Origin of the sequence: Bartonella melophagi K-2C (assembly GCF_000278255.1) — a bacterium.
In the GTDB taxonomy this organism is placed as follows: domain Bacteria; phylum Pseudomonadota; class Alphaproteobacteria; order Rhizobiales; family Rhizobiaceae; genus Bartonella; species Bartonella melophagi.
Genome location: NZ_JH725081.1, coordinates 156,391 through 171,128, shown reverse-complemented (window position 1 = coordinate 171,128; position 14,738 = coordinate 156,391). Strand labels below are relative to the sequence as shown.

The window sequence follows — 14,738 nt, the reverse complement described above, 5'->3', positions numbered from 1 at the left end:
AAAATTTTTTAAATAACTGAAAATAACAGAAAAAAATTGTTATTTTGGATAATTTCTCGTTGCAAAGGTAAAAATTAACTGTTAATTGATAATGCAAATCATTTGCAATAGAAAGTAGATCGATGAAAGTAAAAACGTTTTTTACTGCATTTTTTTTAGGTTTAATCTTTTTAACTCCTAACTTAGCTTTGAGTGCTAACAAGTTTAAAGCTGTTACAACGTTCACTATTATTGCTGATATGGCACGTAATGTAGCAGGTGATGTTGCTGATGTTGAATCCATTACTAAACCAGGTGCTGAAATTCACGAATATCAGCCTACACCGCGCGATCTTATGCGTGCGCAAGGTGCCAATCTTATATTGTGGAATGGGTTAGAATTAGAGCTGTGGTTTGAAAAATTTTTTCAAAATATTAAAGATGTTCCAAGTGTTGTTGTTTCAGAAGGTGTTGTACCCATCGCAATTGGCGAGGGGCCTTTTAGCGGTAAACCGAATCCTCATGCGTGGATGTCACCGACTTTGGCTTTGATTTACATTGATAATATTCGTGATGCCTTTGTAAAGTATGATCCTGAGCATGCTAACATTTATAAAGAAAATGCTGAAATCTATAAGCAGAAGATTCGTTTAAGTCTTGATCCAATCAAAGCTGAATTAGAAACGTTGCCAGAAGATAAGCGTTGGCTTGTAACCAGTGAAGGGGCGTTTAGCTATTTGGCTCGTGATTTTGGTCTAAAAGAGCTTTATTTATGGCCAATAAATGCTGACCAACAAGGAACACCGCAACAAGTTAAGCATGTTATTGATATGGTTCGCAAATATCATATTCAAGTCATTTTTTCTGAAAGCACCATTTCTGATGCACCTGCCAAACAAGTTGCAAGAGAAACAGGTGCTCGATATGGTGGTGTTCTTTATGTTGACTCACTCAGTGAAAAAAGCGGGGAGGTTCCAACCTATATTGATTTGTTACGTGTTACGAGTGCGCGTATTGCCCGGGGGTTATCTGATGGGGTGAAAGGTCAATGATTGAATCTGGAATATCTGTTCAAGATGTAACGGTGATTTATCGCAATGGGCATATGGCTTTGCGCGAGGTAAGTTTTGAGAATCCAATTGGTTCGATTGCCGCATTGATTGGGGTTAACGGATCAGGAAAATCAACGTTATTTAAAGCCATTATGGGATTTGTGCAGCCTTCAAAGGGGAGAATTCGCATTTTAGGCTTGCCGGTTAAGAAGGCTTTGAAACAAAATCTCATTGCTTATGTGCCTCAGAGTGAAGATGTTGATTGGGATTTTCCTGTTCTTGTTGAAGACGTTGTATTAATGGGACGGTACGGCCATATGAATTTTTTTCGCTATGCGCGTGCGCAAGATCGCGAGGCTGTTCATTCTGCTTTAGAGCGTGTTGATATGTTGGCGTTTGCTAAGCGCCAAATTGGGGAGCTTTCTGGTGGACAAAAAAAGCGTGTCTTTCTAGCACGTGCTTTAGCACAGGAGGCAAAAGCTATTTTATTAGATGAGCCATTTACGGGGGTCGATATTAAAACGGAAGATAAAATTATTGCTTTGTTGCAAGACCTTCGTAAAGAAGGTGCGATAATATTAGTTTCTACCCACAATTTAAGTTCTGTTTTTGAATTTTGTGATCGTACAGTTTTAATAAAAGGAACTGTTTTAGCTTCTGGATTGACACAAATGGTTTTCACGCAGAAAAATCTTGAACGAACTTTTGGTGGTGCGTTACACCGCTATAATATTGATTTCCAAGGTGGAAAAAAAGATAATATTTGTGCAGATAGTGAAGAGCCTTTATTTTTTGACTACGATCAAGAGAGGAAGCACGTTTCATGATATCTTGGTTACTTGAGCCATTCAACTATCAATATATGGTCAATGCAATGTGGGTCTCGGGGTTAGTTGGGTGTGTTTGTGCATTTCTTTCAGCTTTTCTAATGTTAAAAGGCTGGTCGTTAATTGGTGATGCACTTTCTCATTCGATTGTACCTGGGGTTGCTGGGGCTTATCTTTTAGGGTTGCCTTTTTCGCTTGGGGCTTTTTTTTCTGGTGGGGCTGCTGCTGCTGCGATGTTATTCCTTAACCATCGAACAAAACTGAAAGAAGATGCAATTATTGGTTTAACTTTTTCTTCCTTTTTTGCTCTTGGATTGTTTCTCAAGTCATTAAAACCAATGGCTGTTAACATTGATACGATTGTTCTTGGAAATGTTTTGGCAATTAGTTCATCAGATATTATGCAGTTAGTTTGTATTAGTGTTTTCTCTCTGTTGATATTATGTGCGAAGTGGAAAGATTTATTAGTTTCTCTATTTGATGAAAGTCATGCACGTGCTCTTGGATTGAATGTAAAGCTATTGAAAATTCTCTTTTTTACGCTTCTTGCCGCTTGTACTGTTGCTGCTATGCAAACAGTGGGAGCTTTTTTGGTTATTTGTCTTGTGGTAACACCAGGGGCTACAGCTTATCTTTTAAGTGATCGCTTTGTGAATCTTTTGATAATTGCAGTAGTGATTGGAACATTTACAAGTGCACTGGGTGTTTATGTAAGTTATTTTTTAAATGCGCATACCGGTGGTGTTGTTGTGCTTTTCCAGGCGTTTCTGTTTATTATAGCTTTTATTTTTTCTCCAAAATATGGTTTTCTCGCTGCCCGTTTGCGCGTGAGAGTGGCAAAAAAAATGTGATAACAACATGATAGATCAATTACTGCTCCCTTTTCAGCTTTCTTTTATGGTTAAGGGTATGACTATTACCGTTATTCTTTCCATTCCGATGGCTATGCTTTCTTGTTTCCTTATTTTAAAAGGGTGGGCGCTTTTAGGAGATGCGATTTCTCACGCAGTTTTTCCTGGTGTGGTTATTGGTTATATGACAACATCGTGGGTGATAACATTTTTAGCTTCTTTGCCATTTTCTTGGTTTCATCATTTACATCCAGCCAATGTTACAATGATTTTAATTGTTTTTGGTGCTTTCATTGCTGGTATGACTTGTGCCATCATAACAGGTTTTTTAGGGAGCAATAGCCGTATAAAACAAGATACGGTTATGGGTGTTGTTTTTTCGTCTATGTTTGGTTTGGGGCTTGTTCTGGCAACGGCAATTTATAGTAATTTGGATTTAAATCACATCTTATTCGGTAATCTTTTGGGCGTTAATTGGCTTGATATTACGCAGACAGCAATAATTTCCATTATCGTCACTTTAATTTTAGGAACAAAATGGCGTGATTTTATGCTGTATATTTTTGATTCGATTCAAGGGCGTGCAATAGGATTACAGATATCAGTGCTCCATTATGCTCTGTTAACAATGATTTCTCTCACGATTGTTGCGGCTTTGAAAGCAGTTGGGATTATTTTAGTTATTTCTTTGTTGATTGCACCAGGAGCAATTGCTTATCTTATTACTAAGCGGTTTTTTTCTATGCTTTTGATTGCTGTATTAGTTGCTGTTTTTTCTAGTTTTTTAGGAATTTATCTAAGCTTATTTATTGGTTCTGATTCTGCTTCTACGATTGTATTGATTTTGACACTAATTTTTACTGTTGTTTTTATATGGATTTTTGTTCAACAGGCTACAACTCGGGAAACACAAATATAATAGATCTTTGCATAGCAGCCATGCGTTTTTGTATGTTGTTTTAAATTTTTCTTTTTATTAAATGGGAGGGTGCTAGGTTATTTTCCTCCTAATGTCTAGCCGATGGATGCAGTATTTTCTCCTCCCAACACTGCATTCGTAATTAAGAGGCTGCATTGATTTGTCGTGCAGCCTTTTTATTTTTAAATGTCCTAAAAACTTATTTTCATTTCTTGAGAACTTTTAAATGATCATCATATTGCATAAACTGTCCTACATTTTAGGCAATGGTCATTGTTGAAAATGTGCTTGTTGATGGAGAGTGTTCAGCAAGATTATGTGCTAAATATATAGAAGGCAAAATTTTACATCATGATATCTGAATGAGAGAAGAAACAGCAGTAAATGATAGAAAAAGATTTTAAGATATCTCGCCCGTTACGAGTTTTCTATTCTATATTGGGTTGGGTGATGATTGTATTAGGTCTGATCGGTGTGGTTTTACCTATTATGCCAACCGTACCTTTTTTATTAGTTGCTTCATGGTGTTTTGCCCGTTCATCACCACGGTTTCATTATTGGTTGCATAATCATCGAATTTTTGGTCTTCCCATTAGGCAATGGCAAGAAAAGAGAATCATCTCACCTTTTGTTAAAATTTTTGCTGTGGTAAGTATGATCGGTGGTTTTTTATCATTTTTAATAATTGTACACCCTGCTTTATGGTTTGCTTTCTCCGCTGCAATTCTTTTGTTGATGATTGCTATTTATATTGTGACACGCCCATCCTCATCTACCTCATCATCATTATCAAAATAAAAAATTTTGTTAATTAAGCCTGTCTTACATTTTTCTTGTTTTATTGAGACTATTTGCAGAAAGTTTTCTGACTAAAAAACATTTAAGATAAAGTTTTCATCTATCGATATATCAATATGTACATCAGCTGTCAGATTTTCTAAAGTAAGTACAGGGCATGTTCCCTAGATGAAGTATACGCTTCGTGAACAATTTATCATCAATAAAATTGTGCGTGGAATGCTTTATTGGGCGATGATTTATTTCATAGTTGGTTTCTTTTTTGTCTAATCAGTTAATGATTAAATCTTGATGGGTTTGGTAGTGGATAGTTCAGGATTAAAAAAATTCAAATAACGTTGTATTTCTTGTGGATCTCCAATGGCTTTTTCAAGATTATCTGAAAGTTTTACAGTTGGTCGGCCATTAGCATGAGTAGCTTTGCAAACAAGGGAAGCAGCTTCAAGATTTGCGATGTTTTGGGGCGCACAATTTTCAAAATCATTGGTGAGATTGGTTCCCCACCCAAAACTCATGCGTACTTTACCATGAAAGTGATGATAGGTTTTTTCAATTGTATCTACATCTAGCGCATCGGAAAAAATCAATAATTTTTCTCGTGGATTTTTTCCTTTTTCTTGCCACCATTTTATAATGCGTTCACCTCCTTCAATGGGTAGAGCACTGTCAATTCTAAATCCTGTCCAGTCTGCTACCCAGTCTGGTGCATTGCGTAAAAATGCTTCTGTTCCAAAAGCATCAGGCAAAACAATCAAAAGATTTCCACCATAATAGCGGTTCCAATTTTGCAGAACTTGATAAGACGCTTGGTGCAAGTCGTTGTCATTATTAGCAAGGGCTGCGATAACCATAGGTAGTTCATGCGCGTTTGTTCCGAGAGCTTCTAAGTCTGTATCCATTGCTAGAAAGATATTGGAAGATCCCACCAAAGAATTGCCAATTCCTTCTTTTAAAGCTTCAACACACCAACGTTGCCATAAAAAAGAATGGCGACGTCTAGTGCCAAAGTCAGCGATGTTAAGATCAGGCAATTGTTTCAGGCGTTCAATTTTACTCCACATTTTTGCTTTAGCACGGGCATAAAGGACATCGAGTGCAAAACGACCGAGGTTTTTCATCGCAGCGCGTGAACGTAATTCACTAATAATAGAAAGGGCAGGGATTTCCCACATAGAGCTATAAGCCCATGGACCATGGAAACGTAGAATATATTGACCGTCTTTGTGGGTTAATTCGTATTCGGGTAGTTGAAATTTTTCAAGCCAATGAAGAAAATCCGGTTTGAAAATTTGTTTGCGTCCATAAAATGTATTACCAGCGAGCCAGATTATTTCTTTTTTGGTAAAGCGTAAACTGAGGGCATGATCAAGCTGAGCACGTAGCTCACCTTCATCAATATCATTGGCAAGACAAATTGTTTTACTGCGGTTTATAAGTGAGAAGGTGACATGAACATTTGGATAAAGTCCCCAAATCATTTGCACCATAAGAAGCTTATAAAAATCCGTATCGAGAAGCGAGCGAATAATGGGATCGAGTTTCCATGTGTGGTTATAAACGCGTCTAGCAATATCTGTATGATTCATGCCCCTGTTCTTTCAGCTGAGTGAAATCTAAAATTGTTGCGTATCAATATAATCATCATAAAAAATATAAAAACTATAACAACTTTATAACTGTGAACAGTATAAAAAAGCTTTTCATTTTTTTGGAGTTGGGGATTTAAGAGTACGTATGATCTCATGAACACCTGTTTTTTGTAATTCTATACCTGCATCAATGTTGGTATATTCCGTGCTGTTAATACTGAGAGTATCTTTTGAAGCCCATTTAACTTTAATAATATAAACGGCTTCATAAAATTTCATTTTTACTTCGTATTCAGGCCAACAGGAGGGTAAATGTGGGCGTAAAAATAACTGATTGGCTTGGATGTGAATTCCAAGAATAGTTTCTGTCGCTGCACGATAAAACCAACCTGCTGAACCTGTGTACCATGTCCAACCACCTTGTCCTCGGTGTGGTTCAACAGCATAGATATCTGCGGCCATGACATAAGGTTCAACACGGTAAATTTCAGGATTTTGACCATGAGTGATAGGGTTTATCATGGAAAATAAGTTATATGCTTTGTCTATTTCACCTATTTGTGCAAGCGCTATAATACTCCAAATAGCACCATGGGTATATTGGCCACCATTTTCTCGAATTCCCGGTGGATACCCTTTAATATAGCCAGGTTCGAGAGTGCTTTTGTTGAAAGGCGGCCAAAAAAGACGAATAAGTCCACCTTTTTCATCACATAAGTGATGAAGCATTGACATCATTGCTTGTTTTTGACGGTTGGAAGATGCCATTTTAGAAATTACAGCCCAGGATTGAGCAATAGAGTCAATTTGACATTCAACATTTGTTTGAGCACCAAGAGGGGTTGCATTGTCAAAATAACCACGTCGATACCAAGCACCATCCCAACCATTTTTTTCCAGAGCTTTTGTTAAACGTTTAAGGTGTGTGCTCCATGCTTTAACGTGGTTATCGTCACTGCGGTTTTTAGCAATGGGAATGAATGCTTGTAATGTGGTACCAAGAAACCAGCCCAACCAAATGCTTTCGCCTTTTCCTTCCACACCCACCAAATTCATGCCATCATTCCAATCACCACCTAAAATAAGTGGGAGACCGTGCGGACCGCAACGTTTGATAGTAAGATCTAAAGCTAGGGTACAATGTTCATAAAGTGTTGCAATTTTTGGTGATTGTGTGGGATGAAAATAAGCATTATGTTGTCCTGTTTTGAGAGGAGCTCCTTCAATAAAAGGAATAGGAGTATCAAGAAATGTGTATTCACCAGTAGTATTGACATAAAGGGCTGTTCCATAAGCAAGCCAAACTATGTCATCAGAAATGAGTGTGCGAACACCAGCGTTAGTATCAGGAAACCACCAATGTTGTACATCACCTTCAACAAATTGACGGGCTGCAGCGTTTAATAATTGTTCGCGTGCTAATTGTGGTTTAAGCAGTAACAAAGATAAACTATCTTGTAACTGATCGCGAAAGCCAAATGCACCACTGGCTTGGTAAAAAGCTGCACGTGCTATCATACGGCATGCATAGATTTGGTAAGGAAGCCAATGATTGACCATAATGTCAAAAGAAGGATCAGGCGTTTTAACTTGCAAAGGAGAAACAAAATCATTCCATTGCTGTTTTTGTTGTGCAAGAATAACTTGAAAATCATCTATGCACACTTGATCCAGCAATTTTTCAGCTTCTTGTCTATTTTCAGCACTACCAAGATAAAAGATGATCTCTTTTGTTTGGCCCGGTAATAGATAAATATCATAGGCTGATGCTGAACAAGGATCACGGCCTGCTTCTACTGTATTTGAAAGTTCTTCAGCTTTGTAAATGGCATGAGGGTGTTTGACTGTTCCTGTTGAACCAATAAACTCAGTGCGATCAGTCGTAACACTGGTTGGTATTTCGGATGCTGATAAAAAAGTGACCTGTTGAGATCTTTCGATATGATAGGGATTTTGAATAAAATGTGTGCCACGTTTGGAATCGTAAGAGGGAATGATAAAGGGAGTGTATTTTGTACGTGCGTTACCCAAAACCCACTCAACGTAATTATAAAGACGTAAGCTGCGTGGTTTTTTGCTTTCATTTTTAATAATAAGGCGTGAAAAACGAACAGGCCTTTCTCGATCGAGCATATGGGTAAGTTCTAATGCAATATCGGAATGTGTGGATTTAAAGGTTGAAAATCCAAAACCATGGCAAGCTTCGTAAACAACATTGTCGTCACATTCGACAGCAGAAACTGGAGAAAAACGTTTTAAAGAAAGACGATCAACAAGATACAGTGCTTCTCCTGGGCGATTGGAAACAGGGTCGTTGGTCCAAGGGGTTAAGTGATAATCACGACTATTGTTAGCCCAGGTGAAGATTGCACCTTCAGCTGATACGTGAAAGCCAAAATTGTGATTAGCAACTACATTAATCCATGGCTGTGGTGTAGTGGTATGCCCATTAAGATGCACCACATAATGATTATGTTGATTAAACCCCCCATAACCATTCCAATAACGCAGGTCTTTTCCATTGATAAGAGGAGATGATTGTTTTTGTTGAGCTAGACCAATAGAAGTAGATGAATTTTGTTCATTTTGCGTTTCTACTTGTCTTTTTTTGTCATGTTTGCTGTGATTAACATTTTGCCTACTATTGCGAGTGATCAGATCGGGATCAATATTTTCTGTACATTTAAGCTGTTCAGATAAAGACCCATTCTGGGCATGAAGTATGATGCGAGCTGATGCAAGAAGTGTCTTGAAACTTTGCTCATTCATTTGATTACGTTGAAGGGTAAAAATGTGTTTATTTCCATTCATTTCGTTGGTATGACGACGATAGGATTCACATGTCCATTCAATAGTGCGTTGAGTGTCTTGTATGTAAGAAAATGCCTGTTCATTCAAAACAACCATATCAACAATTAACCCTCGCATACGCCAATATTCATGTGCTTTAAGCAGGTCATGTAGTACAGTTATATTCGTTTCACTATCAATTCTGAGAAGACAGATAGGATAATCTCCTGAGATAGACATTGGCCAAAGATCAGATTGTTTTCCAAGAGTATTAGCAAGCGTTTTAGAAGGAAGACGCCATGTTTTGTCGGGGTATATAAGTGGTGTTGCATATTTTTGATAAGCAATAGCTTCTCTGGGACGGATATTGTTTTGAAATAATGAAACTTGCGAGCGTGTCCATGTTATAGAAAATTCCCGTTGAAACATATTAGGTTGGCGATAACGTTCAATATGATTTTGCAGTATTTCTTTTGAATGAGCAGCAAATGTCCAAAAAATAAGTTCTCTTTTTTCATGTGCTGGAATTTTTAAGTAGCAGCGGATTGAGATAATCGGGTCAAGAACACAGCCCTGACTGTTATTAAATTGGGCATTTTGATCAAATGCAGCTGGACGATGAATAGATCGACCACGACCAATAAAAATATAACGGTTAGTTTCAGCTTCTGACTTTGGGATAGTTCCAGATGAGTCAGTGACAAAATGGGCAATATGAATATCCACGTCACTAGGGGTGCGTTTTCGCCTTTTAGCAAAAATCGTTCCACCTGAATCAGCAATTTCTGTTTCTACAAACATGTGTGAAAAAACAGGATGAGCACAAACAGTATCCATGCTTGCTAGTGCTAGTTCACCATAAGATGTCACTTCAATAAAGCGATCTTTGTTGGTTGTATTCATAAGTTGAAGGCGTCTGCCTTCACCATCACCTTCTGATGCCACAAGACATTCGAGCGTTGATTTTATACCATCAACCATTTTTGTATATTCAGCTTTTTCATCTGTAAAGATGGTGGCTGATTCTTCTTCGATAATGCGTGTTGGCTCACCGGTGGCAGACCACCAGCGTCCATTTTGTGTATCACGTAGGAAAAACAAAGTACCTTGTTGATCTTCTGATGCATCAGGGGTAAAGTGCGTGATAGCATAATCATGCCAACGGCTATAGCCGGAACCATTAGCTGTTAGCATTGTGGAATAACGACCATTGGATAAGAGCAAAGTCTCACGGGGCTTGAGAAGTGGGTTTGTGATAGTGCGCAAAGGAGCGTCATCAAATTCTCCAGAGTCATTGCGCATTGGGTTAGCAACTTTGGCGTGAATGATAGGAATTTGACGGGGGGCTCTTTCTTGTAATAATAATTGTGTAGCTTTAATGGCGGGATCACGGTGAAAGCGATTACGCATTCGTCCTTCAAAAATGACATTATTAATTGCAAGAATTGACATGCCATGATGATGCGCATAATAATTACGCACGATAGCATATTGTTCTCCCTTTGGCACACGCGAAGGAGTAAAATCAATAGAATCATAATATCCATAGATTCCTAGAGCACCAAGATTACGTAAACGTTTTAAATTTATAATGGCTTGAGTTGGCGTATATTGCGCAGCTAAAATGCTAGCGTAAGGAGCAATAACAGCATTACGTGATAAACCGCGTTGAAGCCCAAGGCTTGGAGCTCCAAAATTGGAATATTGGTAATTCATTAAATGATCACGGGCATTAAATGCAGCTTCTGAAATACCCCATGGCAATCCCCGTTTACGAGCATATTGTATTTGATGACGAATAATCAATCGATTGGTTTGATCCAGTATGGATCCTAAGGGTTCACGCATGACCAGAGAAGGCATAAGATATTCAAACATAGATCCCGACCATGATAGTAAAGCACCTTTCCAACCAATTGGGGTGAGTAAACGCCCAAGATGAAACCAATGTTTGAATTTTATATCGCCTTTGGCAATGGCAAAAAGACTTGAGAGACGTGCTTCTGAAGCTAGAAGATCATAACAGCTTTCATCAAGTTTATTTTCCTGAACACGATAGCCGATAGATAAGAGTTGTCGTTCAGGTTGTTCTAGAAAATCAAATTTCATATCAAAAGCTATTTGTCGTGCTTTTGTCGCTAAAGTATTTAATTGTTTGCGCAGTTTTTCGATGTCATAGTCATAGGTAATATCATGGTGATGTGCTTCACAGGTTTCCACAAGACATTTAGCCCAAGACAGCGCGTGAGCAGATTCTACAGTTTGAATTTTTTTATCAAGTTCATCTATTAAGAGTGCAATATCACGAGCTAAAAGTGGAAGATTAATAGTGCGTGAAGTTACAGTTTCTGTCTTTTCTTTGAAAGTACTGACGACACGACGAAGATGAGCAATGCGTTCTTCGATCTGTTGGTATAGAGAGCATAAAAAATGCTGATTATCAGGAATCTCTTTTAAAGTTTCTTCAAGAATATCACTAACATCAAGCAAACCTGCTGGATCACTTTGTAAAAACATGTCAGGTGTTTCAGCCCATTCACTTAAAGCCGAAGAGAGTGTCACTAAATGACCGGCAAGATTACCTGAATCTACTGTTGAAACATAAGTTGGCAATAAAGGTTTAAGTGTGTCTGTTTCATACCAATTATAAAGATGACCACGGAATTTTTCCATTTTTTCAAGGGTACTTAATGTACGCTTGATACGTGTAATAGCATCTTTAAAACTAATCCAACCAAAATCACGTGCGGCAATAGTAGAAAGAAGATAAACTCCAATATTAGTGGGGGATGTACGCTGAGCGACAAGGGGTTCGGGATTTTCTTGGAAATTATCAGGTGGCAAATAATTGTTTTGCGCATTGACAAAAGTTGCGTAATAAAGCCACGTACGTCGTGCAATACACCGAAGTTCTTTTTCATCTTCTGAAGATATATTAAGCATATCTTGAAATATTGCTGGTTGGCTGACAAACCACGCGATGAGTGGTGAGAAAAACCAAACCAATCCAAAGGGCAAAGCAATGAAGATTGTCGGGCTACAGAAGGATATAGGTAGCACTATGGCAATAGCGCCAATCAGTGATGCTGGCCACATTGTGAGGATATAGAAGCTTAAACTATTGGGGATTAATTTTGTTGCAGCCGAGGTTTTCCATTCAAGGAGATGTTGTTTTGAAATCAGCATGCGATAGAAAGTGCGGATGATTGCATCGGTTGCAAAATAAGCTGAATGAGCGATAAAGGTAGTTTTAAGAAGTATTTCTGCTGTCGTTGAAGTAATACTGCTCAAAATTAGTTGCAACTGTCCACGCAAAGAATGATCAAGACTAAATGACATGAATGCTTGAAGCATACCTAGAATTGGAGAGATAAATAGACTGAGCAGCAAAAATATTTGCCAAATAGTTGCTATCTTTAATGGTAAAATAGACCATCCTATGATTGCTGCAATTAGCCATATGAGTGGTGTAAGAGAGCGGCGTAAGTTATCCTGAATCTTCCAGCGATTTATGAGATTAATTTGACAACGCTTAAAGAGATAAGGCAATAATTGCCAATCGCCACGAATCCAACGATGATGACGGGCAACGTCAATATTATAGGCTGTTGGATAATTCTCAATTACTTCCACATCACTCACGAGTGCTGCACGTGCATAGCACCCTTCCAAAAGATCATGACTAAGAACAGTGTTTTCTTTGATTTTTCCATTAAGTGCTTGTTCAAATGCATCGATATTATAGAGACCTTTGCCAGTAAAAGTGCCTTCTCCCCAAAGGTCTTGATAAGTATCAGAGACAGCAAAGACATAAGGATCAATTCCACGATTGGTAGAAAAAATTTGTTGAAAGATTGATGTTTCTTTTCCTGTTGTAAGAGAAGGTGTAATACGCGGTTGTAAAATACTGTAGCCTTTTACAATTGTTCCATTTTTGGGGTCAAAAACGGGATGATTGAGTGGATGGTTGAGCTTGCCAACAAGTTTAGTAACCCCTTCAGGTGTTAAACGTGTATCTGAATCCAGGGTCATAACGAAACGACAGTCTACAGGAAGGCGTGGATCTGGAGTGTAAAAGCTCGTATTTTGATTTCCTCGTAGTAGAAGGTTGAGCTCATGAAGCTTACCACGTTTACGTTCCCACCCCATCCAGCATTTTTCGCTAGCATTGTAAAGACGTCGGCGATGAAGAAGAAAAAACAAAGGAATGTCATCACGATGATAACGGCGGTTAAGTTTAGCTATGCTCTCTTGCGCATAATGCAGCAAATCAAGATCACCTTGTGTTTCTTCTAATAAAGAATCTGCCCAGTCCGTGATTAACGCAAAATGAATAGCACCTTGCGGGTTAGAAAGATAATGTACTTCAAGATTACGCACTTGTTCATTAATACAGTCATATGAAGTAATTAAAGTGGGCACGACAACCATTGTACGTGCGTGTTTAGGAATCCCCTCTTTATATTCATAACCAATAAGCTGATTTGGTGGGATAAACCATGAAACAACAGTATTAAAAAAGGAAAAAGAAGCTTCCATGGCAGGAAAGAGAGCCAGAGCGATAAAAATAAGGTTCATCCATGACGGTAGATTAGATATCTGTAATAGAGTATAAGTTGCAAACAAAAGGATGAGCGTTAAAATAGAAACAGGAATTGCAATTGTTCCTACTTTTAAGCGATGGTAAGCGCGTATCCATCTTATGAAAAGGGATGGAGTGTATCCACAAGCTTTTTCAAAGGCATAACGCCCGTTGTCGACAAGGTACCAGCCAATAGAAGGGCTATTTTGATGAGCGTCATCTTCAAAAAAGGTTTGCGTCATCTCTACGGCTTTTTGCGTAACTTCCAACTCACTGAGTGGAGAACGGTGTGCGATTTTTTCAATCACTTGTCGATAGGTATTACGTGAATGAGAATCAAGTTCAGAAAAATCACTGTTTTGACACAGGATAGAGTCCACATAGCTAACGGTTTCAAACCACGCTGTCCAATCAATGTCATCAATAGTTTTAAGAGCACGAATAATATTGCTCATGGTCACACCGTCTTTTGCTTGACGGGTATGTTCATCAGCTGTTGCAATTTCTGGATTATTGCCGTGATGATGTAATTGCTTTTCAAGCCAAGTCAATGCCACTGTAACATCAACAGATGCACCCCGCAGACGATAAAATAAATGAGTTGAAAAGGTTAAATTAGCAGTGAATTTTTCATAAAGAGTGAAAAGATTGTGTAATTCAGTCTCATTTTTTGCAAGGGTAATTTTGTTAGCTACTTGATTGGCAAGATAACGCATATGCTGTGCTTGCTCAATACGCAATGAAAGACGACGAACATTTTCAATTAAAATCATACGAATAACAGAAGGCAAGGCCCACAATTCGCCAATTTTAAGGTTACATACTTCCTGAAAGCCATTAACCATGGCTGTAAGGGTTTCTTGTGAGAAACTGCTATCTGTATGGGCAATATAAAGCCAGGTTAAAGCAAAAATACGTGGGATTCCTGCTTTTTGTTCATCAAGGGAGAGTTTCTTAGTGAGAGTTTTTGGAAAATTGCAGCGTAACTGTTGTATGGTTTTGTCAATGGTGTAATGATTATCAATAAGCCATTGAGCAGATGGTGCTATAGTTTCATTGTTACGTGCGGCAACATCGCTAATGCGGAAAGCATGGAGGATAAGTTTAGCATTTTCAGTTAACCGTTTGCGAAAATCACTCTCTTCCTTGTATTCAGGAAGAAAATTGTTTTTGCCCAAAGCTATATCATAGCCTAATTTATAAAGCTCTTCTTGTGATTTATCAGTTGAACGAATAGGGAAATCGGTTTCAGAAAAATAACAAATTTCTGTTTTTTGAGAAGAGAACCACTTCATGAAAAATAGTGTGGGTGCCATAATATTCTTTGCCACTCAATTATGCAAATTTCTTT

At 38.2% G+C, this 14,738-nt stretch carries 7 protein-coding genes; 5 read left to right on the top strand and 2 right to left on the bottom strand.

Features of this window, described 5'->3' with window-relative positions; all coding sequences use genetic code 11:
* The first annotated feature begins 122 nt into the window (after window positions 1-122).
* The 5 genes from ME3_RS00685 (at window position 123) to ME3_RS00665 (ending at window position 4,426) form a co-directional block, all read left to right on the top strand.
* The gene (locus ME3_RS00685; RefSeq protein ID WP_007476175.1) at window positions 123-1,031 is read left to right on the top strand and encodes a metal ABC transporter substrate-binding protein; all 909 of its coding nucleotides are present in this window, start codon (window positions 123-125) and stop codon (window positions 1,029-1,031) included.
* Complete coding sequence (locus tag ME3_RS00680) at window positions 1,028-1,858, top strand: manganese/iron ABC transporter ATP-binding protein (protein ID WP_007476172.1); 831 nt, start codon at window positions 1,028-1,030, stop codon at window positions 1,856-1,858. Before ME3_RS00685 ends, ME3_RS00680 begins: the two co-directional genes overlap by 4 nt.
* Complete coding sequence (locus ME3_RS00675) at window positions 1,855-2,709, top strand: metal ABC transporter permease (protein ID WP_007476170.1); 855 nt, start codon at window positions 1,855-1,857, stop codon at window positions 2,707-2,709. The genes ME3_RS00680 and ME3_RS00675 overlap by 4 nt, the downstream gene beginning before the upstream one ends.
* Window positions 2,710-2,716: 7 nt before the next feature.
* Window positions 2,717-3,628: a metal ABC transporter permease gene (locus ME3_RS00670; protein WP_007476169.1), complete on the top strand. Its 912-nt coding sequence runs from the start codon at window positions 2,717-2,719 to the stop codon at window positions 3,626-3,628.
* A gap of 387 nt (window positions 3,629-4,015) precedes the next feature.
* Window positions 4,016-4,426, top strand: coding sequence for a YbaN family protein (locus ME3_RS00665; RefSeq protein ID WP_039952421.1), 411 nt, complete (start codon window positions 4,016-4,018; stop codon window positions 4,424-4,426).
* A gap of 281 nt (window positions 4,427-4,707) precedes the next feature.
* Here ME3_RS00665 and pncB read toward each other — a convergent pair whose 3' ends face one another.
* Together pncB and ME3_RS00655 are read right to left on the bottom strand one after the other, a co-directional pair.
* Window positions 4,708-6,012: a nicotinate phosphoribosyltransferase gene (gene pncB, locus ME3_RS00660; RefSeq protein WP_007476165.1), complete on the bottom strand. Its 1,305-nt coding sequence runs from the start codon at window positions 6,010-6,012 to the stop codon at window positions 4,708-4,710.
* 114 nt (window positions 6,013-6,126) lie between these two features.
* Window positions 6,127-14,703 (bottom strand): GH36-type glycosyl hydrolase domain-containing protein, encoded by an 8,577-nt coding sequence (locus tag ME3_RS00655; protein ID WP_007476163.1) that lies wholly within the window; start codon window positions 14,701-14,703, stop codon window positions 6,127-6,129.
* Window positions 14,704-14,738: the final 35 nt, after the last annotated feature.

Excerpts from the sequence above, each read along its gene's own strand:
- ME3_RS00685 (WP_007476175.1), top strand. The coding sequence starts at position 123 with ATGAAAGTAAAAACGTTTTTTACTGCATTTTTTTTAGGTTTAATCTTT.
- ME3_RS00680 (WP_007476172.1), top strand. The coding sequence starts at position 1,028 with ATGATTGAATCTGGAATATCTGTTCAAGATGTAACGGTGATTTATCGC.
- ME3_RS00675 (WP_007476170.1), top strand. The coding sequence starts at position 1,855 with ATGATATCTTGGTTACTTGAGCCATTCAACTATCAATATATGGTCAAT.
- ME3_RS00670 (WP_007476169.1), top strand. The coding sequence starts at position 2,717 with ATGATAGATCAATTACTGCTCCCTTTTCAGCTTTCTTTTATGGTTAAG.
- pncB (WP_007476165.1), bottom strand. The coding sequence starts at position 6,012 with ATGAATCATACAGATATTGCTAGACGCGTTTATAACCACACATGGAAA.
- ME3_RS00655 (WP_007476163.1), bottom strand. The coding sequence starts at position 14,703 with ATGGCACCCACACTATTTTTCATGAAGTGGTTCTCTTCTCAAAAAACA.